The organism is Paenibacillus amylolyticus (assembly GCF_001570725.1).
Classification (GTDB): domain Bacteria; phylum Bacillota; class Bacilli; order Paenibacillales; family Paenibacillaceae; genus Paenibacillus; species Paenibacillus amylolyticus_A.
Window position 1 is genome coordinate 108,878 of the sequence record NZ_BCNV01000011.1, and the last position, 22,896, is coordinate 131,773.

The 22,896-nt window shown below is 49.4% G+C and carries 23 protein-coding genes and 2 pseudogenes; 4 read left to right on the plus strand and 21 right to left on the minus strand.

The genetic code is table 11. The annotated features are described in order from the left end of the window. Together PAHA3_RS27670 and PAHA3_RS27675 are read right to left on the minus strand one after the other, a co-directional pair. Positions 1-717 (minus strand): ABC transporter permease subunit, encoded by a 717-nt coding sequence (locus tag PAHA3_RS27670; RefSeq protein WP_062837857.1) that lies wholly within the window; start codon positions 715-717, stop codon positions 1-3. Continuing rightward, entirely contained in the window at positions 714-1,856 is a 1,143-nt protein-coding gene (locus tag PAHA3_RS27675) for an ABC transporter ATP-binding protein (RefSeq protein ID WP_371327972.1), read from the minus strand. Before PAHA3_RS27675 ends, PAHA3_RS27670 begins: the two co-directional genes overlap by 4 nt. An 874-nt stretch (positions 1,857-2,730) precedes the next feature. Here PAHA3_RS27675 and PAHA3_RS31295 point away from each other — a divergent pair. Beyond that, a pseudogene (locus PAHA3_RS31295) lies at positions 2,731-3,261 on the plus strand (glycosyltransferase); the annotation flags it as partial. Positions 3,262-3,418: 157 nt separating this feature from the next. Here PAHA3_RS31295 and PAHA3_RS27685 read toward each other — a convergent pair. Together PAHA3_RS27685 and PAHA3_RS27690 are read right to left on the minus strand one after the other, a co-directional pair. Beyond that, positions 3,419-4,903 (minus strand): DHA2 family efflux MFS transporter permease subunit, encoded by a 1,485-nt coding sequence (locus tag PAHA3_RS27685; RefSeq protein WP_062837860.1) that lies wholly within the window; start codon positions 4,901-4,903, stop codon positions 3,419-3,421. Positions 4,904-5,166: 263 nt separating this feature from the next. Then, the gene (locus tag PAHA3_RS27690) at positions 5,167-5,526 is read right to left on the minus strand and encodes a hypothetical protein (RefSeq protein ID WP_062837861.1); all 360 of its coding nucleotides are present in this window, start codon (positions 5,524-5,526) and stop codon (positions 5,167-5,169) included. A 184-nt stretch (positions 5,527-5,710) separates the two neighbouring features. Between PAHA3_RS27690 and PAHA3_RS27695 the strand changes: the two genes are divergently transcribed. Both PAHA3_RS27695 and PAHA3_RS30680 read left to right on the plus strand, forming a co-directional pair. Beyond that, the gene (locus PAHA3_RS27695; RefSeq protein WP_062837862.1) at positions 5,711-6,949 is read left to right on the plus strand and encodes a glycosyltransferase family 4 protein; all 1,239 of its coding nucleotides are present in this window, start codon (positions 5,711-5,713) and stop codon (positions 6,947-6,949) included. Next, positions 6,946-7,116: a hypothetical protein gene (locus PAHA3_RS30680; protein WP_167350959.1), complete on the plus strand. Its 171-nt coding sequence runs from the start codon at positions 6,946-6,948 to the stop codon at positions 7,114-7,116. The genes PAHA3_RS27695 and PAHA3_RS30680 overlap by 4 nt, the downstream gene beginning before the upstream one ends. A gap of 509 nt (positions 7,117-7,625) precedes the next feature. Here the strand turns inward: PAHA3_RS30680 and PAHA3_RS27700 are convergent. From PAHA3_RS27700 to modA, 17 genes and pseudogenes are all read right to left on the minus strand, one after another. Further along, entirely contained in the window at positions 7,626-8,342 is a 717-nt protein-coding gene (locus PAHA3_RS27700; RefSeq protein ID WP_062837863.1) for a glycosyltransferase, read from the minus strand. A gap of 213 nt (positions 8,343-8,555) precedes the next feature. Then, on the minus strand, positions 8,556-9,272 hold the full coding sequence (locus PAHA3_RS27705) for a glycosyltransferase (protein WP_062837864.1): 717 nt from the start codon (positions 9,270-9,272) through the stop codon (positions 8,556-8,558). Continuing rightward, the gene (locus PAHA3_RS27710; RefSeq protein WP_062837865.1) at positions 9,269-10,210 is read right to left on the minus strand and encodes an NAD-dependent epimerase/dehydratase family protein; all 942 of its coding nucleotides are present in this window, start codon (positions 10,208-10,210) and stop codon (positions 9,269-9,271) included. Before PAHA3_RS27710 ends, PAHA3_RS27705 begins: the two co-directional genes overlap by 4 nt. Further along, positions 10,192-11,019: a dTDP-4-dehydrorhamnose reductase family protein gene (locus tag PAHA3_RS27715; RefSeq protein WP_062837866.1), complete on the minus strand. Its 828-nt coding sequence runs from the start codon at positions 11,017-11,019 to the stop codon at positions 10,192-10,194. The genes PAHA3_RS27710 and PAHA3_RS27715 overlap by 19 nt, the downstream gene beginning before the upstream one ends. Continuing rightward, complete coding sequence (locus PAHA3_RS27720; protein WP_062837867.1) at positions 11,016-12,002, minus strand: polysaccharide biosynthesis protein; 987 nt, start codon at positions 12,000-12,002, stop codon at positions 11,016-11,018. The genes PAHA3_RS27715 and PAHA3_RS27720 overlap by 4 nt, the downstream gene beginning before the upstream one ends. Then, positions 11,995-13,086: a non-hydrolyzing UDP-N-acetylglucosamine 2-epimerase gene (gene wecB, locus PAHA3_RS27725; RefSeq protein ID WP_062838047.1), complete on the minus strand. Its 1,092-nt coding sequence runs from the start codon at positions 13,084-13,086 to the stop codon at positions 11,995-11,997. The genes PAHA3_RS27720 and wecB overlap by 8 nt, the downstream gene beginning before the upstream one ends. A gap of 14 nt (positions 13,087-13,100) precedes the next feature. After that, positions 13,101-14,750 (minus strand): glycosyltransferase family 4 protein, encoded by a 1,650-nt coding sequence (locus tag PAHA3_RS27730; protein WP_235599585.1) that lies wholly within the window; start codon positions 14,748-14,750, stop codon positions 13,101-13,103. Between the two features lie 39 nt (positions 14,751-14,789). Next, complete coding sequence (locus PAHA3_RS27735) at positions 14,790-15,929, minus strand: CgeB family protein (RefSeq protein ID WP_062837868.1); 1,140 nt, start codon at positions 15,927-15,929, stop codon at positions 14,790-14,792. A 65-nt stretch (positions 15,930-15,994) separates the two neighbouring features. Further along, positions 15,995-17,089 (minus strand): CgeB family protein, encoded by a 1,095-nt coding sequence (locus PAHA3_RS27740; protein WP_062837869.1) that lies wholly within the window; start codon positions 17,087-17,089, stop codon positions 15,995-15,997. A 257-nt stretch (positions 17,090-17,346) separates the two neighbouring features. Continuing rightward, entirely contained in the window at positions 17,347-17,688 is a 342-nt protein-coding gene (locus tag PAHA3_RS27745) for a hypothetical protein (RefSeq protein WP_062837870.1), read from the minus strand. A 1-nt stretch (position 17,689) separates the two neighbouring features. Continuing rightward, positions 17,690-17,989, minus strand: a complete 300-nt coding sequence (locus PAHA3_RS27750) for a hypothetical protein (RefSeq protein WP_062837871.1) — start codon at positions 17,987-17,989, stop codon at positions 17,690-17,692. Continuing rightward, on the minus strand, positions 17,986-18,327 hold the full coding sequence (locus PAHA3_RS27755) for a hypothetical protein (protein WP_017692510.1): 342 nt from the start codon (positions 18,325-18,327) through the stop codon (positions 17,986-17,988). The genes PAHA3_RS27750 and PAHA3_RS27755 overlap by 4 nt, the downstream gene beginning before the upstream one ends. A gap of 23 nt (positions 18,328-18,350) precedes the next feature. Further along, positions 18,351-18,638, minus strand: coding sequence for a hypothetical protein (locus tag PAHA3_RS27760; RefSeq protein ID WP_017692509.1), 288 nt, complete (start codon positions 18,636-18,638; stop codon positions 18,351-18,353). Positions 18,639-18,759: 121 nt separating this feature from the next. Continuing rightward, positions 18,760-19,179: pseudogene (locus PAHA3_RS27765) on the minus strand (amino acid ABC transporter ATP-binding protein); the annotation flags it as partial. Between the two features lie 174 nt (positions 19,180-19,353). Continuing rightward, complete coding sequence (locus PAHA3_RS27770; RefSeq protein ID WP_062837872.1) at positions 19,354-19,686, minus strand: hypothetical protein; 333 nt, start codon at positions 19,684-19,686, stop codon at positions 19,354-19,356. A gap of 273 nt (positions 19,687-19,959) precedes the next feature. Next, positions 19,960-20,646 (minus strand): molybdate ABC transporter permease subunit, encoded by a 687-nt coding sequence (gene modB / locus PAHA3_RS27775; RefSeq protein ID WP_082763036.1) that lies wholly within the window; start codon positions 20,644-20,646, stop codon positions 19,960-19,962. Then, the gene (gene modA / locus PAHA3_RS27780; protein ID WP_062837873.1) at positions 20,643-21,515 is read right to left on the minus strand and encodes a molybdate ABC transporter substrate-binding protein; all 873 of its coding nucleotides are present in this window, start codon (positions 21,513-21,515) and stop codon (positions 20,643-20,645) included. Before modA ends, modB begins: the two co-directional genes overlap by 4 nt. 241 nt (positions 21,516-21,756) lie before the next feature. Here modA and PAHA3_RS27785 point away from each other — a divergent pair, with 241 nt between their 5' ends. After that, positions 21,757-22,788, plus strand: a complete 1,032-nt coding sequence (locus PAHA3_RS27785; RefSeq protein WP_062837874.1) for a substrate-binding domain-containing protein — start codon at positions 21,757-21,759, stop codon at positions 22,786-22,788. Positions 22,789-22,896: the final 108 nt, after the last annotated feature.

Below are 22,896 nucleotides of genomic sequence, written 5' to 3' on the forward strand. Positions count from 1 at the left end.
TCACCTCCACCGCTTCCGTTCCACAATTTGAATGCTTAACAGCAGAAACACACCCGAAAGGGTGACATAATACAAGATATCCGGCCCACTAAGCACACCTTTCATGAAGCTGTCGAACCGGTTGGTCAGGGCAAACGGGTCCAGCCACTGTTGCAAAGCAGAACCTGTATTGCCTGCGAATGAATCAAGCATCCACAAAACGAGCAAAATAATAAAACCCGCCACCGCAGACACCATCTGATGCTGGGATAATGTAGAAGCGAACAGTCCAATCGCCATCATGCTTCCGCCCAGGAAAAATAACCCCAGCGCAGACATCCATACCGTAGTCATATCCAGTGTCCCATAGAACGACATGATGAAAGGGTACACCAGACTGCACAGGATGAGCACGACCAGAATGGCGAGAGAAGCGAGATATTTGCCGAAAATAATTTCCGACACACGTGCCGGAGAGGTCAGCAACAATTCATCCGTTCCCTGTCTGAATTCTTCAGCGATCAAACGCATCGTCAGCAATGGTACAACAAACAGCAGCATGGACAACGTGTCCCCCAGCACGAGACGGTAATCGACAATACTCGGCTGGTAATATACAAAGCTTGAATAGAACAACAGACTGGTCATCAGTACATATACAGCAAAAGCAAAATAGGACGTTGGTGACAGAAAATAAGCTTGCAGCTCTTTGTTGCATACCGCCATCATTCGTCTCATTTGGAGTCCTCCCCTTTACGAGAATGGGGCGAGGAATCCGCTGATGCACTCGCTGATGTTCCCAATACACTCGACGAGTCGATGTCCGAAGTTACGTCCTGATCCGTCTCTGCCCCAGCAACCTTATCCACATCTGCCGAGTTCGTGTCTGTGTCGGTTGTCTCCGTTGTCGTCAGCTTCAGGAAGATTTGCTCCAGACTCAGGTTCTCCTTCTTCATCTCCAGTATCGGTAATCCTGCACCGGACAAAAGGTAGAACAGCTCTTCCCGAAAATCTTCCGCACTTTCTCCGGTGAGCAGCATTTTAACCGTATTTGTTGAAGCTGAAGTCAGTGAAGTGTCTTTGACGGCATTCGCATCGGACGTCTGAATGACTTCACTCCGCACCTTCTCCCATGGTGACAGCACATTATGTAGTTGCTCCGCATTGGCTTTTACTTCAATCGACACCTTGAACTGATCCCCCATCGCTGAGCCGAAATGCTGAGGTGAACCATCCAGCACAAGTTGCCCCTGATTAATGATCAACATTCGATTACAGAGCGTGCTCACTTCAGGCAAAATATGTGTACTGAGCAGCACCGTATGGTTCTCGCCCAATTCTCGGATCAGATCCCGGATCTCGATAATCTGATTCGGATCAAGCCCCGATGTTGGCTCATCCAGGACCAGCAGATCCGGCTTGTGAATAATGGCTCCCGCCAATCCGAGACGTTGCTTGTAGCCTTTGGATAAACCGCGTACCAATTGTTTTTCCCGACCCTGAAGTCCCAATCTGCTAACCATCTCACTGACCCGCAGCTTGACCTCACGTGCCGGGACATCCCGCAGATTCGCTACGAATCTGAGATAGGACTGTACTGTCATATCCGGATAGAGCGGCGGTGTTTCAGGCAGATACCCGATCTTGGAACGAACACGCTGACCCTGCTCATGCACCGACACTCCATCCACCATAATGGAACCCGCGGTTGGATGCAGATAGCCCGTAATCATACGCATCGTTGTTGTTTTCCCGGCACCATTGGGCCCGAGAAACCCGACAATCTCACCACGTTCCATGGTGAAATCCAGTTGATGCACGCCACGCTGCCCTTCGTACACTTTGCTGACCTGTTTCACTTCGAGCACATCATTCATCCTTTCCCGTTAAAATACCCGTGCACCATCGTTCGTTATATAAATTCAACTGAAAATATTACACTTGCACTCCGATGACAGAATAACCTTCCGATCACTGTTATCCCCAGATTTTTTTGATTCCTTCTCAGAAGGAAAAATCCGAGGATAAAGGCGAACGCTTCGCTTCTTCAAGTTATTTCTGCCCTCTCCGTTATCGTGTAAATGTTACGTTGAACTTATGTAATAGATGATGGGCACGGGAAGTTCCTTGTATCTTACGTGAGCTATCCTAGCCTCAGCTTAATGTCACTTAAAAGAAAGCTTAAAAATAATTGTCCAAAATGTGAACATTCTGATCAACACCCACACCCTACGCTTATAGCCAACGTAACATAGAGTACAGGAGAATGTGCTCCTGACCAAAAGTCAGAGGGTGAATCGTGTGAAAGTATTATTCACGTTTTATGTTCCAAGCGGTGGCGTGGATACGTTAAATCGACTCCGCACCGCGGTTCTGAAACGTCATGGCATTGAAGCGCACCTGCTGTATCTGAACACAGGCTCGGGATTGCAGAACAACAGTGATACGCCCATTTTCACCGCGTCCAGTGACGAGGATATCCATCATTTAATTCATACCCACCATTATGATGCTATCATTGCCACCTCAGACATTGCTATGCCCGGCCGCTTGCGAGGACTTGGTTATACAGGACGAATCATTTTTGAAGCGCAGGGACTTGGCACACGCGATCAGGCTCTGGAAACGATACAGATGGCAGTACCATACCTGCAAGCCCATTGCGATGCAGCCGTTTTGCCGCCCACAGACCATCTACTGGATATGTTCATTCATATCTGCCCTTGGCTGCATCGGTTTGTTATTCCCAATATGCTGGATACGGACACCTTTGCCCCAATCTTGGTGGATACCCCACCTTATCCGGTGCTGGCATGGGTAGGACGACTCGAACACAACAAAAACTGGCGTGAATATTTAACCATATCCAGTGAAATCATCAAAAAAAATCCGAAAGCCAGATTATGGATGTTTCACGATCCAACTTTGGCTAATCCAGAAGATGAAGTCATGTTCCGGCACATGCTGGCAGAATACGGACTCGAAGATAAGATTGGTATCTTTATCAATGTTCCCCATTCTCAGATGCCTGCCTTCTATTCCATGATCGCCGCTTCAGGAGGCATCATGTTATCCACTTCCCTGTTGGAAGGATTCGGTTATGCCGTCGCTGAAGCCATCTCTTGTGGCTGCCCGGTACTCAGTACAGACTCCGACGGTGTGCGTTCATTTATCACACATAATAAGACTGGGAAGTTCTATCCGATTGGCAATATCAAGGCAGCTGTCTCCGAAGCAAAGGACCTCATGAACAACAAGAAACTGCGTGAATATATCCGCATTCAGGGCAGACAGCATATGAGCTTGTCTTTTTCACCAGACCGGTATGCCCTTTCTTTTCGTGAAATGATGACTGCCTTGCGTATTTTTCAATAAAGGATCGCAAAAAGGCAGCTCAGAGAGATTCTCTGAACTGCCTTAGTATGGTTCTTAGGGAGTCTTAGTGTCCCATCATCATTGCAGGATCAGGCTTGTCGCCATTTTGAAGGTCTTCTTCCGGCATTGGTTTTGGTTTGCGCAGGATCAGACTGAGCAAACATCCGAACAATGCAATACAAGCGGCCAGGAAGAACGTATCATTGAAACCACCCACCAAACCATGAACGATAGCGGTCGGCTCTGCACTCGTTGTATTATCTGCAATTCTTGAAGTAAGGAAGCCCGTAAGTCCGGCAACCGCGAAAGACACGACCACTTGCTGTGCAGCAGCCGTAAGCGGTGTAACCCGTCCAACCAACTTGCGCGGTGCAGCATTCAATACATGCGTATTGAGCGGCATCATGGACAAGCCCATACCCAGACCCATCATGACCAGCGCCGTTATAATCAGACCAAGACCTGTCTCTGCCGTGATGGAGGATAGAATAAACAATGCTCCCGAGATAATTCCCAGACCCACGAAGGCCAGAGGTCTCGCACCAATTTTATCAAACAATCGACCGCCGAGCGGCATACCCACACCGGAAGCCAAAGCCTGTGGAAGCAGAATCAATCCTGTTTCCAGTGCAGTGTACCCTTTGATCTGCTGCAAATATAACGGGATCAGGATCATCGCACCGAACAGCGCCACTTGGGACACCCATGCGAGAACAATCCCCCGTGAGAAGTCAGATGATTTGAATACCCGAAGTTCGAGCAATGGATTTTGATGACGTAGTTCTACAATAATGAACAAAATGAGCGCTACGCCACCCACAATGACACCCGTAAGTGTTGTTGCAGATGTCCAGCTCGTTCCACCCTCACTCACACCGTAAGCAAGCATCGAGAACGCAATTGGCGCCAGAATCATGCCGAGCAGATCCAGTGCAGGCGTGCGTCCACGATCCGTATCAGGCAAGAACTTGATACATAGAATGAAAGCCGCAATACCGATTGGCAAGTTAATCAGGAAGATCCAGTGCCAGCTCAGTGATTCAATAAACCACCCGGACAACACCGGACCCAATGCAGGGGCAAGCAGCATCGGAATTCCGAGCATCCCCATGATGGAGCCTCTTCGCTCAGGAGGAGCCAGACGAAAGACCATCGCCATACCAATTGGAGCAACCATGCCTCCACCGAGACCCTGAATGACACGGTAAATGATTAATTGCTCAGGCGATTGGGCAATCGAGCATAATACAGAACCCAAAGTGAACATGGCAATCGTGAACAGAAATACTCTTTTGGCACCAAAACGGTCAGTTAACCAACCTGCAAGCGGAATAACCGCAGACAATGCCAGGGTGTAACCCGTAACCGTCCATTGGATGGTCTTAAGGTCCGTTTCGAAATATTGAACAAGATTCGGAATGGCCACGTTCACGACCGTGCTGTCCAGAATAACCATAATCATTCCGACGATAATAGCCAGGAGTGGCAGTATAATTGTTTTGATTGAAAACTCTGCCGGCTCCTGGGGAACTGCTGTTTGTTCTTTCACGTTCTCCACACTCTTTTCCGGCTAGCGGATCACAGGTTTATCCCTACGTCTCACTCAGCCTATATTTACGACTAATTTCAAACTATCGTTTTAAACCGTCGTTTTAAACTTTTGTTTAATACTGATCTAATTTTAATGAAAATACCTTTGCTGTCAAGCTATTTTTTAGAGACAATTCCACTATGGATGCACCACAAAAAAATGGAACAGGCTCTTCCCTGCTCCACACGTTGGCTGATCATGCCTATTTAATTATGTCCATATCAATCTGCGAGCTTCATCATCTGATATTCTGACAGTATGCCCAATGTCTGACCGTGAATATTCCTGCAATACATCCGAATCACCAGATGATTCGGTGAAGAACTGTTGCTGATGATCCTCATTTCATAAGGCTCGGATGACACATCCAAATTATGAATGACCTGATTACCGCCCGCTCCCCCTGAACTGGGCCCGAGATGAAAAAGATGCCGGTACAGTTCTCCATGCCTACTGGCTCCACCAACAAATACATCCGTCCCTTCTTCGCCGCCGACATAGGCCAACTCCACATCCATGTACTTGACGGGAACCAATGTCTGTAGCAGATTCTCATGAATCTCAAGTAAATATACCGCCACTGTAGAACCCTCCTTCGGAGCATGAACCTTCCTGTTCATAGGATATGCTCCCTCTCGTCCATTGCCATTTGCATTCACCCATTTTCGAACATTTACACGGAAATGCCCGACCTTCCGGTCCTCTTTTTTCATAGAATAAAAGGATAGAAGCTCGGCCGGTGCAGGCCGTGACAAGGAGGTAGCTATGAGAGTTCTGCTCGTTACGTATTGGGAGCTTACACATATGGGTGGGATCTGGACATATGTTAAACAATTGGCCGACAGGCTGATGGCGCTTGGTGTAGAGGTTGATATCATGGGCACGAATGGTGCCAATAACGAAATATATATTCGTAATCTGAATCGTGCTTTCTCCAAGGATAAAGTGTGGCCCATGCTGCAAGCCAAGCTCAACCCAACCGATCTGCCACAATTCACAGCCGACTCTCTTCTGGCTTATTATGAATTGAACAGATATGCCTTTGAGATGGCTGCCGCTTATCTGGGAGTGGACCATTATGACGTCATCCATGCGCAAGATCCGGTAGCCGCCGTAGCGATAAAACGCATTTTGAACCGTAATGTTCCACTCGTTACCAGCTATCATGGAGCTCTTGCACGCGAAGCATTCTACGATGCTCAAAATTCCAACCCGCAGCTTACCCTATCATCCTATTTACAATCGAAACGCGGACGTTATTTTCTATCATTGGAAGAACGAAGTGCTGCACAGTCTGAGCTCATTCTGGTGTCCAGTCACTGGATCAAGAGCACGCTTACAGAGCTTGCGGTTCCCGAATCAAAGTTTAGGATAATCCCCTACGCTGTGGACCTGTCAGCCTACCGTTCATTAGCAGCTACGAAGTTCCGCCAGCGACCACCCGCAGGCAAAAAAGTCATTGCCTTTACCGGAAGGCTTGAATATATCAAGGGCGTTCATGTGTTAATCAAGGCTTTAGCCAGCCTGAAAAGTAAACGGTCCGATTGGGTCTGCTGGATCGCAGGAGAAGGCAACCTGAGCGAGGAATTGCGGGCACAGGTCACGGCGGCTGGCATTGGAGCCGATGTTGTGTTCTGGGGCAAGCTGGACAACATTCCTTCCTTCCTGCGCCATGCCGACATTTATGTCCAGCCCAGCCTGCAAGATACCCAGCCGTTCTCCGTTACGGAAGCGCAACTGGCGGGTGTACCCGTTATTGTCAGTGGTACGGCCGGCATGCCTGAAATGGTTGACCCTGGACGCACGGGGTGGGTCGTGCCTCCGCAGGATGTCGATTCGCTCCGCGAATTGTTGCATGCACTTCTGGAGGATGACGTTACCCGTAAAAAAGTGGGTGCTGCGGCCAAAGCCTGGGCTGAAGAAAACCGCTCACTGGAAGAGATGGGACTTCGTACATTACAAGTCTATCAAGAAGCCATTTACAGAGGAGGACTCACGATATGACGTTACTTGTACCTAGTGATTTGTACAATCGCTGGTTCTCGACTCCGGTTTCCACACCTCACATCGACGTGGATTACGCTGCAATGAATGAATTGATGAAGAAGCTGCCTAAAGGATATGTATTTCCCGATCCGGCATCGATGGCGATCATGAATTCAAAGGACTGAGGCTTCAATACAAGCCATATTCATGTAACATGCTTGAATATGAAACACGGGGTGTCCCATTTGTCATACGAATGACAGAGGACACCCCGTGTTCGTTTTACTGTGTTCTAACGAATCCAACACACGCTATTTGTTTCCTTTTACACAAGTCTGAAATGTAACGAATCACAGAGACGTTATTTCGTCTAATGTGGTCGATTTTCAGATTCGGAAGCCATTTTCGGAAGAAATAACGTGATAGAGATTCGTTAGAATTTATTTTTCATGGTAATTGCCCCAATAAGACGTGGCAGATTCGTTAGCGCTTGAAGCCATGGGAAATCCAGATCTTATTCATCTGTTGCCAACTTGGAATACATATTCAGATTGTTGAACTTTTCGCCTGCCCTTTAGCATGCGTCGGTGAAATGAAAAAAAGAGAGCATCCCATCTATAGCAAATTAATGCTGTAGACTGTACTCTCTTAATATTTAACACCTTTTTCATTCAGCCCTCTTCGCCAAATCGATCTATTTCCAGTACCCACCAACATGTAGCAGATTGAGCAGCGTAGGTCGATGCTTATCCTGAACCCGTTCCATCTCGGCAACCAGTGCCTTGAAGTGACGTTTGGTTCCCATGGACTCATGCAATCGGTAGCACATCAGAGGTTCATTGTAATAGAACAGCTCATACATCGGAAACAGTCTCATCCACATCTCATAGTCATGGGTATAGCGAAAATCAGTGTCGAACAAGCCGAACCGCTCAAACGCCTCCATCTCTAGCATGACGGTACAGCCGTTGATCGGACAACCTTCGAGCAGTACCTGCAACATCTCCAGACGACTACCCACTTCCGGCTGCACCGTATCCAGCCATTCACTCTTCTCATTCACATAATGGTAGGCACCATGACAGAATGAGGCCTTGACCTCGCGCATAAATTTTAGTTGTTTCTCCACCCGGTCCAGCAGCATTACATCATCTGAACTGAGCCAGACAAAATAATCCCCTGTCGCATGTTTGATGCCCTCATTCAATGCTGTCGCAGTTCCACCGTTTTCTTTGCGAATATAGTGGATAGAATCCATGAATGGATGTAGCCGCTCCACGTGCTCGGTTGACCCATCATCCACCACGATCACTTCAATATGCGGATACGTCTGGTGAATGGCGCTGTGAACAGCCTGCTCGATATAAGCACAATTGTAAAAAGGAATGACGATTGATACTCTCGGCTTCATTCGGGCTTCCCCTTCCTCCGCTTGTCTCTGTGTAGCGATTGCTTTCTTCTATTATATGAAGATCAATACGATCGGTATCGGGCAGCTGCGGTGCTGCGGAAGCACATTTCAATCATTAATCGACTTTCCCACCTTCACTATTCTTGGCAAAATGGCTACGCAAAGAGGGCGTTAATCAGCCACCTTGTGACCTTCATAACCGCCCTCCTTACGCTACCCGCCAAGCGCCGCTATACGCTGCAATAACGGTTCGCGATATCTGGACCATACCATGGATGCCTCTCTGCCGATGACATCCGCATGACGAACCGATCCCATTCCTCCATGCCAACGATATGCGGTATGTGGCTCGTTCAGATATGGAAAACGATGACCGTTCAGAAGAATACGCAGCCAGAGATCCAAATCATGCGTATAAGGCAACAGCTCATCAAACAACCCCACCCCACTGAACAGATCCTTGCGAATCATGACGGTACAGCCATTCACCGGATTGCCATTAACGAACAATCGCAACCAATCCAGATCAGCCATCGGTGCAGGTCCTGCGTTCAGCTTGGTCGCGGCAGAATGTTCATTAATATAATGAAAGTTTGTATGCGAGACAAGCACATTCTCACGCTGCATAAACTCCAGCTGATAACGAATTTTATCCGGATACAGATAATCATCCGAACTGAGCCAGGCTACATAATCACCAGAGGCATGGCGGATGCCATGATTAAGTGCCGACGCCGTCCCGCCATTGCTTTTACCAAGCACATTAATATAAGGAAGATAGGGTTGAAGCAACTCTGCATGCCGGGTTGAACCGTCATTCACAACAACGATCTCCACATCGGGATACGTCTGGTTCAGCGCACTCTGAATTGCCTGTGGCACGTAAGGGCAGTTATAGAAAGGAATGACAATGGACACTCTTGGACTCAATTTGTCGTCCTCCCTTGCTGGGCACGAACATCACTCAGAATATCCTGTAGCGATGTGGCAAATGGAATCATCGGCTGCCAGCCAAGCTTGCGCAGCATGGATAATTCCTCCTGTTTACCCGCTCCATCCGGACCGGAAGATGCGCCATCCCAGCGAACAGGCACTTCTGCTTCTGTCATGGACAACAGCAGATCTGCAATTTCACCTAGACTACGCTCGACTCCGGACACCACTGGATATACCGTACCGCTAGCCCCCTCTACCAGGAGGGTCGCATATGCTCTGACCGCATCTCGCACATCCAGAAAGTCACGGGTACTATCCCGTCCAGACAGACGGAATGCCTCGGTTTTGCCCGCCTGCTCACACGCAACAACATGGCGCGCAAGCAGTGAACAGATACCTGTCGAAGGACCGGCACCGATCAGATTGCCCGGCTCCGCCAGCATGATCTGCTGTCCGAAGAGCGACATCCAAGACAAAGACACCATCTCTTCCAGTGCTTTGCTAAGACTGTACGGGTGCGGAGGCTGGGGAATCCGGCCGGGTTCCGGCGTATATTTTAACCTTGATCCCACAATAACGGTTCGTGCTGCCGGACAACTGCGAAGCGCATCCAGTAAATACAGCACAGCCATTACATTGGTCTCCAGGACCAGTAGCGGATCTGCCCACGAATCGGGCACGGAATTTTTGCCGGCGAGATGCAGTACATAGTCTGGCTGCACCTCGTCGATCAGGTGACGTACTTGCTGTTTATCATTTAGATCACAGACATGGACTTCGGCGCCTTTACCGAAGGAATACACATCCGGTCTCCGGACTACCGCTGCAACCACTGCACCTGCTTCCCGAAAAAAAGATACCGCATGTCGCCCGGTAAATCCCGAGGCGCCTGTGATCAGTACTTTCTTGCCTGTCAGCTCTGCTCCATCCATAATGCCAACTCCTTCAGCATTGTAGAATAATCCGGCAGGTCTGTCTTCACATCCTCGCGAGTAGATACCAGCGTACGGTCCTGCACCATGCTGTCATCACGCACAATCGTCACATCCTGCTTATCCCAAGTCTGCTTGAACAGCACAAGCAGGTCATGCTTGCTGACCGGAGCCGGATGAGCCAGATGGATGAGACCACTAACGGATGAAGCCAGGTAATGGTCTACCCATTTGGCCAGCTCAAGCGTGGTCACCCCGTTCCAGAACACGCGGGTATACCCGCCGACTTCACCTGTGCTGGACATAAACCATTGCATCAGACCAATGCCACCCTGCCGAATCTCAGGTCCAATGATCGACGTACGAATCGTCAGATGGCCTTCATCCTGAACTTCACCAAGTGCTTTGGTGATGGCGTAAGCAGAAGTCCCATCCGTGACATCATCTTCCCGGTATGCTCCCCTGTCCCCGCTGAACACACAATCTGTGCTGATATGAATCAGGCGTGCACCAATCTCATCCGCAACCCGCCGCAGACGATGCGGCAGGAAACCATTAATATGATATGCGGTGATTTTGTCCTCATCTGCGAAGCTGTTCAACACACCTACAGCATTAATAATCACATCCGGGTGCACCGCTTCTACCAGTCGATCGACCATGAAGCTGTCGTTCACATCCAGGAGCAGACCATTCGGGTCCGTGACATCCCGAGTTGTGTAGAAGACGCTGTGTACACCTTGACGGCGGAAATAGTCGACCAGAATATGGCCGGCCATTCCGTTCCCACCAAGTATCAGCAGTTTCATGACAGAAATCCTCCGCGTTTCAGAATTTCACGAATCTCCTCTTTGGTCATCAGTTGATGTTCGGAACTGAAGCTGTTGAAGGAGACTGGAGGACAATTGTTGTAATGTTCACGCAGTCCCGGGATACCGAGGGTCGGGAGAATGACCAGATATTGCTCATCGTAGACCACAGTAGTCATGCTCTCGAATTCACTCATCAGTATTTCATGAATTTTCTCCCCTGGACGAATACCACGTTCCACAATAGCCACATTCTCCACGCCGGAATCCTCAATCAACACTTCAGCGAGATCCACGATTTTGCATGTTGGCATCGTCATGACAAAGATCTCTCCGCCCATACTCTCCACGGAAGCTTTGAACAGCAGCGTGATCGCGTCCTTGAGGGTAAGAAAGAATCGAGTCATGCTCATGTCCGTGATGGAGACCTGCCCTTTCTGGCGAATCTGATTCTTGAACAGATGCACCACACTGCCGTTTGTTCCCAATACATTCCCGCCCCGCACCGTAACAAACTTGGTATCGCTGTGCAACAAGTTGGCATATACGATTAATTTCTCGCCGATGGCCTTTGTCATGCCATAGAAGTTGGACGGGTTGGCAGCCTTGTCAGTCGAGATATAGATGACTTTCTCCACCTTGTTCTCAATAGCCGCTTCGATCACATTCTGTGTACCAATCACATTGGTTTTGAGTGCTTCGTACGGCTGGTCTTCACACACCGGAACATGCTTGAGTGCAGCCAGATGAAACACATAGTCCACATGCTGGCAGGCAGCCGTTAAGGCGTCCTTGTCACGAATATCTCCAATCCGGAAATGAAGACGCGGGTCTTCAAAATCACGACTCATGGCCACTTGGCTGGACTCGTTCCGGGAATACACAATAATTTCTTTCGGCTGCTGGGGCAGCAGTTGAGCCACAAGTTCATAACCCCATGATCCCGTACCGCCAGTCACGAGTATACGCTTATTTTCAAACATGCATTTTCCCTCCAAGCAGAAATTTAACCACTTTACTGGATACATCTGTTGCTTTGTAGCCTTGCGGACAGTCCCAATCCGTAGACATCTGCGTCATGACTTTTACACAATCGGCGATGCGTGCCGCATCCAGACCGGAGACCACATTGCTTCCGCAATCCACCGTTTCCGGCCGCTCTGTCGTTCGACGCATGGTCACGGTCGGCACACCCATAATGCAGCACTCCTCCTGCACGGTACCGCTATCCGTAAGTGCACAACGTGCATGACGTTCGAGCATCACAAAGTCGAAGAATCCAAACGGCTCGTGAAATTCCACCAGCGGGTTCATCTCCAGCTGCAGATGCTCGGCAATCCGAATCGCTGTACGCGGATGAATGCTGCAGATCACACGCAACCCGTGTTCCTCTGCAACCTGATTCAACCCTTTCATAATCTCCAGCAAATGAGGGGCATGATCGACATTCTCGGCACGATGAGCGGTAACCAAAAAATATTGCCCGGACTTCAGCTTCAGCTTTTTGAGAATTTTGCTGGAGTTTACCTGTGCGTCATAGTGCTGCATCACTTCATAGATTGGATTACCCGTGAGCACGATTCTTCTGCTCGGTACCCCTTCGCTAACCAGATGTTTCTTGCTCTGTTCCGTGTAAGGCATATTAATGGTGGAGATGGCATCAATAACCCTGCGATTCTTCTCCTCAGGCACATCCAGATCGAAGCAACGATTGCCTGCTTCCATATGAATAACAGGAACCCCCATGCGCTCAGCCAGCACAGCACACAATGCGCTATTGGTATCACCGAGCAGCAGTAATTTATCGGGTTTCTCCTGCAATATCAGATCTTCCATCTGCGTAAACATCGAGGACAACTGCCGTCCCAGGGAGGCCGCTTCATCCTGGAGAACGTAATCCGGTGCGCGCAGGCCCATTTCCTTGAAAAAGAGACCGCTGAGACTTTCCGTGAAGTTCTGTCCCGTGTGTACCAGAATATGTTTGGACGCGTACTGGTCCAGCTTGGAAATGATCAGGCTGAGTCGAATGATCTCAGGTCTCGTACCCAGCACCGTCATGATCTTCATCGTAATCCCTGCCTTCATCTTGTATTGGAACCTTTGCGCCTCACTCGGCTACGTCCCGCCTTGGCAGATTTACGTCTGCGACTAGCCGATTTTCCCATATGCGGACGCGGTCCCTTCGTTGTACGGGGTTTCCCCTTACGTTTGCCAGTACCCGAAGCTTGTTTCAAGCCCTCACGGTCTCGGCGAGTATGTGGTGCAAGTGATTTGCGTCGACGTTTCCCCGTTCTGCCACCCTGTTGAATGAGCTTTGCAACGGAGCGAGCCGCTGCACCCGGAGCATCGTGACCCAATGCAATCGGAGGTAATGAGGAAAGCGGCAACGCCTGGATAACGCTCAGTGGGAATAAGAGTGCCCTCACTGTAGCAGGTTCCAGAGCCAGTACTGTACGTAATCCGCCCTCTCCCCATGTGTACACAGGTCCATTCGGAGGCTGGATGTACGTAAACCATCCGGGAAAACGTAACAACCACTGTGTCACCATCGTATGCAATTTCGTTCGGTAGGTTTCAATCCCGTAGAGCCTTTCCGCTTCTGTCCGATTGCGCCACCCCGTATCCGAGGCCAGATCGGAATCATTCAGCAAGGTTGTCGCTAATGTGACCAGCGCTTCGGTATCCCCCGGCGGGGCCAGAAAGGTATCACTGCCTACGGATTCCATCAATTCCTTCAGTCCACCCTGAGCGAAGGCGATGACCGGTTTGGCAAAGTAGAGCCCCTCCAATGCGGTCATACCAAATCCTTCTTTGACCATGCTCGGAATGACTACAATATCCATGGCGGTATACGCCAAAGATACGTTCTCTTCAAATGTGGTAAAGGTAAATCGGCGCGAATACCCGGATTTCTTCACTCGTGATACACACTCGTCGTAATACTTTTTATCCGATGGTGCGCCGATGATCCAGAAACGACAGCGCGAGTGCGTTTCACAGATCTTCAAGGCCATATCTACAAAAGGTTTCAACCCTTTGGCATCATATATAAAGGAAGAAATATAACCGATACAGGTCTGTGATGACTTGAAACCGAGTTCCTTGCGCTTGCGCTCACGCAGATGAACCCAGCGGTCCGGTGCGGGTAGCGCGGGTTCCCAAGTAGGCGAAATGACGGTCAGTTTGTCACCCATGCCGGCTTCATGAAATGGGGCCACCGCTGTCTCGGATATACCGATAATCCAATCTGCATAACGGCCAATCATCTGGATCGCCTCGATTGTATGTTCATTCGAATGAATGATCTCGGTGATCTTCCAGATGACCGGAATCTGAAGCGATTTCGCCACTACAGCCGGCATTACATTGACGCAGGTGTTCGTTAGCACCAGATCAGGCGCGGTTTCCCGAATCAGGGAGACCGCCTCCTGATACGCTGGTGTATGACGAAGATGCTCCGCATCATCTGCAATGCCCCGGTAAGGTGTGTACACACCGTGAAGCATCGGCAGATTGCATATTTTGACCTGAATGCCGAATCTTCGTGCAAGCCCCGCAAGCTTCCCCTCCTGCGGAACTACGAGCACACAATCAAAGATCGTACCGATCTCCCTCATAAAATGAAGCAGCAGCTTCTCCGCGCCCGTAATGCTGCGGGTGTTGCACACATGGGAAAACAACATCAGCTTTGGTTTCATTGCCATGGCCGCACGGACCCTGTATGCGGACATCCGATACAGGGTACTGTGCACACCTCCTCCCGGCCAAAATTAAGGGAATATGATGGTTAACATTTCATTAATTCTTTTACCGTACGTGTGGTCTTTCAGTGTACGTTCGAGCCCTCGAAGTGCGATCTCGCGACGTTCCTTCTCATGAGTAAGGTAATATTCCACCTTGTCGAGCAACTCCTGCGGGGAGGAATACGTCTCAATCTCCACACCTGGTTTGTAGAAACGGGCAATATCATCCCGTGCATCGGTCAGCTGTAGCGTTGTGGATGCGGCAATTTCAAACGTTCTCGGGTTCGGTGAAGCCGGCGGGATTTTGAGGTGATTGTTATTGACCGAGTCATCTTCGTGGGACCGATGCAGGTTGATGACAATTTTGGTGCCATTGTACACATCGTTGGTCTCCTGCGGACTCATCCAGCGGCCAAGTTCAATCTTCTCGCCATAGGCAGTGTAGTCAGGCAGGCGGTCCCACCAGATGCCGTTAAATACCGTATTGTGTGACATCAGCTGAGCCATGATCGGGTTGAAGAAGTATACCCGGTTCCAGTAGGCGGAGCCGATAAAGCTGACATCTCTTTTTAATGGGGAAGGCGTTGTAATTGGGAAGTAATGATTGGTGAAGGCGGCAAAAGGAAGGTAATGAACCGATGCACAACCGGTTTGGCGGTACAGTTCAACACAGTTCAGTTCCAGCGTGAAGATATGGTCATAATGATGCACGATCTCCAGCGTCATATCTGTATAGTACGGATCATCCGTGAGCCAGATCGCCGTCTGAATGCCTGCTTGGCGAATTGCATCGATATGCTCGATGGGAATATCCATTCCATCCAGCACAAGCACCAGATCAGGACGCGTTTGCAGCGCAATCTCGGAAACCGGTTGACGCGGATCAGAGAGGGTTACCTGAGCTACCATGCCCTGTAGTGTGGCCATAATCGCCTCATCCAGCGGAGAGTATGGAAAGCCTTTACCCGAAGATACATACAGCACGTGAAGCTGCCGGAAAGGTAACGGTTCCTGTGCACAATTCACAATATAGTTGGCGCGACCGCGCAGATATCCTTCTTCCTTACCCGCATCATATCCGGCATGTTGCCCATTTTTACGTGCTTGATCTGCCAAGCTGAGTACGGGTGCATGAACCTTTTTGGTTTTACGGTGTTTGAGAGACATACCGCCACTCCTTTATTTTTGGGATAGGGTTCTCGTTACTGCTGTACTTCAGATGGGGATTGGGATTACAAATGTTCCAGCAACTGAGCGATGCGACGAGTGAACGTGTGCTGGTTCATCGTGGTGAGAAGTCCACGCCAAGCCATCGCCTGCCGTTCCTCTTCATGTTTCAGATAATAGTGGATCTTGTGCTGAAGCTCTGCCGCATTGCTGAACGTCTCAATGTCATAGCCCGGCTGATAATAACGGGGCAGATCTCCGCGTGTATCCGTAATCTGCATCGTGCCGCAGGCACTGATCTCATACGTCCGTGGATTAATGGAGCGGCCTTCCAGATGGTGCGTATTGCGATTGTCTTCTCCGTTCTCGCAAGTCCGGTGAATGTTAATGACAATCTTGGCACCATTGTAATAATCCACGGTCGCTCCGGGGTCAATCCACCCTTCGTGGATGAACCGGCCAAGTACATCAAAGCGTGCCAGCCGGTTCCACTGACTACCCGCGATGAAAACCTTTTTGTCTGCGAGAAAAGGGGCCAGCTCATCAAACAACTTAATCCGATTCCAGAACCCTGTACCGATAAAACAAATGTCGTACTGATGCTGCGGTGCCGTGCGCCGCGGTTGAAACATGCCTGGATTCACCGCGAGCGGCATGTAGATGACCTGGCTCGCTCCATGTCCCAGATAGAAGGGCACCGCGGCCTCTTCATGTGTGAACACGACATCATAATGCTGACAGAGGGTCGCTGTATCTTCGGTGAAATACGGATCATCCACAAACCATACAGCTGTTCGAATACCGAGTGCACGTATGCCGTTCACCTGCTCCAGATGATCTGCGGGGAACACATGCAGACCATTCATGACAAGCACGACATCGGGCCGATGGTGACTGGCTTCCTGCAACATCGCTGCTGGCGATCCAACAACGCATTCACGTACAGACTGCTGCAGGGCCAAGGTTACACCTTCATCGATGGCATCGAATCCTTGGGGAATATACAGCACCTTCATGTCCCGCAGGGTCGGTTGAAACACCTGAACCCGCTCCATCATGGCCTGACAGCCGCCAAATCTGCGGCCTTCTGCGTATCCGCCGCGGTAAGCCGTCTCCGCTTCGGTCAGCGGACGGTGTCTTCGTTTTGCCACATTCTTCACCCTGTCTTCCTTCAGGAGATCTCACTTCCAGACTCTCCCCGTGATTGGTCTTCCCTCTAAAGGATATGCCTCGGGGTCAGATGCATCATGGACGGGTGTCCTGCAAGGCGCAAAATTGGCGCTTGCCCTCCACATCCGCCTGTACGGGCATGTCCGCTTTTGCGGTAATGCAAATAACCCGGAGGGATCTGTCCCCCCGGGCTATTACATCTGTTATACAAGTATCATTCCATGCAGGAATAATCGTGTCTACTCGGTTACTGTGCTTTGTACGCCAGCTGATGTCCGTCCTCGAATCCCTTGGCGAAACCCGCGTTGAATCCCTCGTTGTACGCCTCGTTGTATCCCTGGCTGTACGCACTGTCCGGGTTCGGATCGGTAGGGGTAGCCGGGACGAATGGTTGTACGGGCTTCGGACTCCGGTGCCGCCGTACCGTACGTTTCTTTTTTTTGAGCCACGCACTGCGTCCTTTAAGTGGGCGTTTGTGAAGCACACGCTTGGCCTTGAGTGCACGCAGCTTGCGGATTTTGCGCAGACGGGCTCCACGGGTTACCAAAGCTCTTTTGGTTCTCAGTCGTACTTTCTTCTTCTTTAACATGTCAACATTCCTCCTGTATGTCCCGAACGATACGAATTGCACACCCGGGGTCTTTGAGCCAGGGCAAGCCAGGCTCCCCATGCTGGATTCGGGCCAGCCTGATTCCCGTAACCATACGAGACATCTCTTCCTGATAACGACTCAACAAACGAATGTTCTCGGCCAGACTGCGGGCGGATACTTCCGAATGAGCGGATACGCTGGCTACACTGTCCAGAATGCGCGCCAGCGCCTGCTGACTGTGTGCAATAGATTCAATGAGAGCCAGTTTCGCTTCCTGCTCACGCCGCATCAGACTCATTTTCCCATGTCTCCCAGATCCATGCCGCCAAACATGCCACCGTCCATACCGCCGCCATCTTCGCTATCGTTCTGTACCATCACCGCTTTGAGATTGTTGCACAGTCCGGTTTCCATCCGGGTCAATCCTTCCAGCAATTCCACCAGCTGATCATGCATTTTGAGTGGCTCTCCGACCTGGTCCCCATGCGTCAAAAAGGTATCCCCATTCAGATGATTCAGCGTCCAGTTCCGTACCTTCTCGGCCTCAATCGCTTTTGCCTCCAGGATCAGGGCAATATTCCACTGCATCTTGGCTGCTGCGTCCAGCATCAGAATGAGGCTCTGTTCTCTACTCATGTTCTTTCACCCGCCTTCCGGGCTTATTCTTCCTCTTGAACCGCAATCTCCCGCATGACTTGGGTCAGCGTTTCCGCTACAGCCTCTTCCAGATCTGCAAGGCCTCCCAAGTAAGAGATAATGCTTTTGTTGATTTGCCCAGAGCTATCCAGCAGACCGTCAACGCCATCCAACTCCGGTTCGATATCTGGCAAATGATTGATGATTTCAGACATGCGTACAGCGACTTGGCGTTTGGCATCCAGCACACGTGCGATCTGCTGGTGAGAGTGTGCAATATGTGTGATGATTTCATCGATTTTGCTCTGCATGGTCCTCCTCCTTACCGTCACGGCCTGCTTCACCCAAAGAAAAACCCGGCCTATCAGCATTTGCCTGTTACAGCATATGCCGGGCCGGGATCGTCAGTTACTACAGCTTGCGCCTATATCGTCAGATGACATAACTCCAGTCGGAAGAATATCGACTGAGGAATTGGCGAGTACGTTCCTGTTTCGGACGCACAAATACCTCTTCCGGTGTTCCTTCCTCCACAACAGAGCCTCCATCCATGAAAACAACTCGATTCGCCACCTCACGGGCAAAACCCATTTCATGGGTAACCACAATCATGGTAATCCCTTCTTGAGCAATGGAGCGGATGACAGACAATACCTCCCCCACAAGCTCCGGGTCCAGCGCCGAGGTCGGTTCATCAAACAAAATCACTTCGGGATTCAATGCCAGTGCTCTGGCAATCCCCACCCGTTGCTATTGTCCACCTGACAACATACTCGGATACTCATTAATTTTGGCAGACAGTCCGACTTGTTCAAGCACACGCAAGGCGCGAGTTCTCGCTTCAGCTTTGGGTATTTTCTGGGCAATAATTAAGCTAATAGGACATCCTGATAAGGATATAGGACTTCTCTGTAGTACGCGAAAAAGCCATCCCCAAAACCCGATTGGTGGATGACTTCTTCATGTATGAATCTCACTGAATTATACTATTTTGGCGGTACACCACGTGGTGTTTTAAACGACCATCTATCTGCGACTCGCCCATTTAATTTTACGTGCAACTTCCAATCGCTGTAATTGCAAGAGAACGATTCGTTCCTCGAATTTCTTGCGTTCATCCATGGAATGAGCGGCATGAATCTGGTGGCAAAGACCTGTCAGTTTGCTGTTGATGTAATCAAACCGTGTCCATAATTCCTCTTCAGGTGTGCGCTGCTGCTCCGTTGCCGTCTGAAATATTTTGAGTTGGTGGATAAGGGATTGCTGCCATTCCTGATCTTGAATTTGGATGGCAAAATGCAAAAGATCCAGATAGTCATCGATTTGCAACGATACGCCGCAATCAGGTTTAGTGTTCATCGTCGTCTCTCCTTATTTCAGTACTTGGCTAGAATCAGTTACTTCTATCTTACAGGAACAAGCCCATTGAAAGCGAGTGCTGAACGATTAAATTTTGGAAATATTTTTATTTTTTTATGTTAAAACAGCTTTACATTTCCATTAAGACCAATTTGGCAGGGTATTGATATTGGTACATATGAAATTGATAATAAAAACCCGCATTAAGGAAAAATGTTCTTTCCTCAAAACGGGTTTTTCATTATTTTATATATACTATTAATACATATCAAATCAGTCGTTTTTTCCATCTCGCTGCTGTCTGGTCATCAGTAACATGAGAAACGAGATGATAATAATGGAAACAGTCCATGCCCAAGCCATGGTCTGATTACCCGAATCCACAGCGACATAGATTGCCGTGGGTACCGTTTGCGTTTTGCCCGGAATATTGCCTGCAATCATCAGTGTCGCTCCGAATTCGCCGAGTGCCCTGGCAAAGCCCAGGATGAAGGCGGTCATCAATGCTCTGCCTGCGAGCGGCAGGGAAATGTAACGAAAGACCTGCCACTCATTCGCCCCAATCGAACGGCCCGCATCTTCCAGATCACGATCCACACCGCTGAATCCCGATTTCATCGTCTGATACACCAACGGGAAAGCAACCACCACCGAAGCAATCACCGCTGCCCACCAAGAGAAAATAACCGGCGCAGAGAATATCGCTTCAATCCATTGTCCAAGTACACTTTTACGTCCCAATATGACAAGTAACAGAAATCCGACCACCGTCGGGGGAAGTACTAAAGGGAGCATAAATGCCGTTTCCAGTAGAATCTTTCCCCGAAATGAAGTACGCGACATTTTCCAGGCTACGGCGATTCCCAGCACAGTGGCAACCACGCTGGATAACAACGCAACCTGAAGCGACAGGCGCACCGGTGACCAGAACACGGACCAGTCTATTGCGTTCACATTCATTCTGAAATAGAGAATCCGTATTTCGTAAAGATATCCAGCACTTCAGGGGTTTGCAAGTACGCATAGAATTGTTCCGCCTCTGTACGATGTTTCGTTCCTTCGATAATGCCTACCGGATAGTTGGCAGGTGTGTAGCTGTTTTTATCCACCTCAAACGCAATTTTCACCTGATCCGAAGTAAGAGCATCCGTTTTATATACAAATCCTGCATCTGCATTACCTGTCTCTACATATTGAAGAACCTGTCTAACGTCTTTCCCCTGCACAAGCTTGCTTTCCAGTTCATCCCACAGCTTGGCATTGGTCAGAGCTTCCTTGGCATAGGTTCCCGCTGGCACACTTTCCGGAATTCCAATCGCTACGGTCTTGATGGAATCGCTGGTGAGATCCGTTTCACTGGCCACTGTATTGGTCCCATCTGCTGGCACGATCGCCACCAGTGAATTCTGTAGCAGATTCTTCTGATCGCCCGATGCAATCAGGTTTTCGTCCACCAGCGCATTCATATTTTTCGTTGCCGCCGATACAAAGATATCAGCCGGTGCACCTTGTTCAATCTGCTGTTGCAAGGCACCTGATGCGCCAAAGTTGAAATTCAGTTCTATATTGGGATTCGCTGTTTCAAAATTCGTTTCTATTTCCTTCATGGCATCCGTAAGACTGGCCGCCGCAGAGATCGTCAGATCTACCGTTTCCTGCGGATCAGTAACGCCTGCTGATGAACTTTCGCCTGATGCTGCTGGCGTCGAAGTTGTTTGTTCTGCACCCGTGGATGTATCCGCAGTGCCCGTGCTTGCGCCACAACCAGCCAATACAAGAGCCAGTCCCAGTGACATACTTCCTAATACATATCCGATTCTCTTTCTCATACACTTCTCCCCCAATGTTATGTTTAGTTATAACTAGATATAATTAATTATATCTAATTATACACAAGACAAGATAAATGGGAAGGTGATTTCAATCACATTTGAATTTTGATACCTGTCCTATAGATTTATTACATATTCTCACGTTTATGGCTTCCCTCAATTAATGGTATAGTACAAGAAACATTCCATTACGATAAAACCATAGTTGCTCTATACCTTTGAAGGAGGATCTTCACTTATGACGGAGGAGCAATCCTACACAACCGAAGAAATATCCAAGCTGCTCAAAATATCGAAACTGACGGTCTATGACCTGATCAAAAAGGGAGATCTCGTCGCCTACCGTGTGGGTAAACAAATGCGAATTGATGCAACCGATCTGGAGGCATATAAACGTCGCTCCAAACAACTTCAATCCCCAGGTCAACGCATCCCGACTCCAGATCAGACCTCGGCAACAGGGACTCAGCCAAGTTTTAGTGAGCCTCAGGGAGCTTCATTATTGTCAGCAAATTCCGCCGGTTCTGCGCCAGCGATATCTGGTCATGGTCTGACAGGTACGCCACGGCATCTGGTGATCACAGGTCAGGATGTCAGTCTGGATATCCTGATGCGCCACATGGAGAAACATACTCGGGACATTCGCCCGCTACGTTCGTTCATGGGCAGCCTGGATGGACTTATCTCGATGTATCGCGGTGAGTCTGATCTAGTCAGTACCCATCTGCTAGACGGAGATACAGGTGAATATAATCTGCCGTATATTCGTAAAATTCTGACGGGACGATCTTATGTTGTGGTGAACCTGCTGTCACGTCCTGCCGGACTGTATGTACAGCGTGGCAACCCGCAGAACTTGCAGAATTGGACCGATCTGAGCAAGCCTGAACTTCGTCTGGCTAACCGGGAGAAAGGTTCTGGCGCGAGAGTACTGCTGGATGAACAGCTTCGATTGCACGGAATACCATCCGTAGGTCTGACCGGATATAAAGTCGAAGAAACCAGTCACATGGGGGTGGCAGCCAAAGTCAGTTCAGGCGAAGCCGATGTCGGAGTTGGCATTGAGAAGGCTGCACGACTTGTGGGACAGGTTGATTTTATCCCGCTCGTTCAGGAACGCTATGATCTGGTCATGCTGAGGAAGCAAGGCAATGAAGCCTGGATCAATTCGGTCCTGCGAATTCTCCAATCGCCGGAGTTCAGGCAGGAATTGCAATCATTCGAGGGATATGATGTGTCACGTACAGGTGAAATTTTGTACGAAGCATAATTATGTACAATACAGTCCATGATAGAAAAAGGACCGCCAATGCTAAACGCATGTTAAACATTACATCGTGCATATACAAAACGCCTTGCATTCGCTGCAAGGCGTTTT

What these genes read in the sequence shown, in the direction of transcription:
- PAHA3_RS27670 (WP_062837857.1), bottom strand. Translation starts at nt 717, where the DNA reads ATGAGACGAATGATGGCGGTATGCAACAAAGAGCTGCAAGCTTATTTT.
- PAHA3_RS27675 (WP_371327972.1), bottom strand. Translation starts at nt 1,856, where the DNA reads ATGAATGATGTGCTCGAAGTGAAACAGGTCAGCAAAGTGTACGAAGGG.
- PAHA3_RS27695 (WP_062837862.1), top strand. Translation starts at nt 5,711, where the DNA reads ATGAGAGTTCTGCTCGTTACGTATTGGGAGCTTACACATATGGGTGGG.
- PAHA3_RS30680 (WP_167350959.1), top strand. Translation starts at nt 6,946, where the DNA reads ATGACGTTACTTGTACCTAGTGATTTGTACAATCGCTGGTTCTCGACT.
- PAHA3_RS27700 (WP_062837863.1), bottom strand. Translation starts at nt 8,342, where the DNA reads ATGAAGCCGAGAGTATCAATCGTCATTCCTTTTTACAATTGTGCTTAT.
- PAHA3_RS27710 (WP_062837865.1), bottom strand. Translation starts at nt 10,210, where the DNA reads ATGGATGGAGCAGAGCTGACAGGCAAGAAAGTACTGATCACAGGCGCC.
- PAHA3_RS27715 (WP_062837866.1), bottom strand. Translation starts at nt 11,019, where the DNA reads ATGAAACTGCTGATACTTGGTGGGAACGGAATGGCCGGCCATATTCTG.
- PAHA3_RS27720 (WP_062837867.1), bottom strand. Translation starts at nt 12,002, where the DNA reads ATGTTTGAAAATAAGCGTATACTCGTGACTGGCGGTACGGGATCATGG.
- wecB (WP_062838047.1), bottom strand. Translation starts at nt 13,086, where the DNA reads ATGAAGATCATGACGGTGCTGGGTACGAGACCTGAGATCATTCGACTC.
- PAHA3_RS27730 (WP_235599585.1), bottom strand. Translation starts at nt 14,750, where the DNA reads ATGTCCGCATACAGGGTCCGTGCGGCCATGGCAATGAAACCAAAGCTG.
- PAHA3_RS27735 (WP_062837868.1), bottom strand. Translation starts at nt 15,929, where the DNA reads ATGTCTCTCAAACACCGTAAAACCAAAAAGGTTCATGCACCCGTACTC.
- PAHA3_RS27745 (WP_062837870.1), bottom strand. Translation starts at nt 17,688, where the DNA reads ATGTTAAAGAAGAAGAAAGTACGACTGAGAACCAAAAGAGCTTTGGTA.
- PAHA3_RS27750 (WP_062837871.1), bottom strand. Translation starts at nt 17,989, where the DNA reads ATGAGTCTGATGCGGCGTGAGCAGGAAGCGAAACTGGCTCTCATTGAA.
- PAHA3_RS27755 (WP_017692510.1), bottom strand. Translation starts at nt 18,327, where the DNA reads ATGAGTAGAGAACAGAGCCTCATTCTGATGCTGGACGCAGCAGCCAAG.
- PAHA3_RS27760 (WP_017692509.1), bottom strand. Translation starts at nt 18,638, where the DNA reads ATGCAGAGCAAAATCGATGAAATCATCACACATATTGCACACTCTCAC.
- PAHA3_RS27770 (WP_062837872.1), bottom strand. Translation starts at nt 19,686, where the DNA reads ATGAACACTAAACCTGATTGCGGCGTATCGTTGCAAATCGATGACTAT.
- modB (WP_082763036.1), bottom strand. Translation starts at nt 20,646, where the DNA reads ATGAATGTGAACGCAATAGACTGGTCCGTGTTCTGGTCACCGGTGCGC.
- modA (WP_062837873.1), bottom strand. Translation starts at nt 21,515, where the DNA reads ATGAGAAAGAGAATCGGATATGTATTAGGAAGTATGTCACTGGGACTG.
- PAHA3_RS27785 (WP_062837874.1), top strand. Translation starts at nt 21,757, where the DNA reads ATGACGGAGGAGCAATCCTACACAACCGAAGAAATATCCAAGCTGCTC.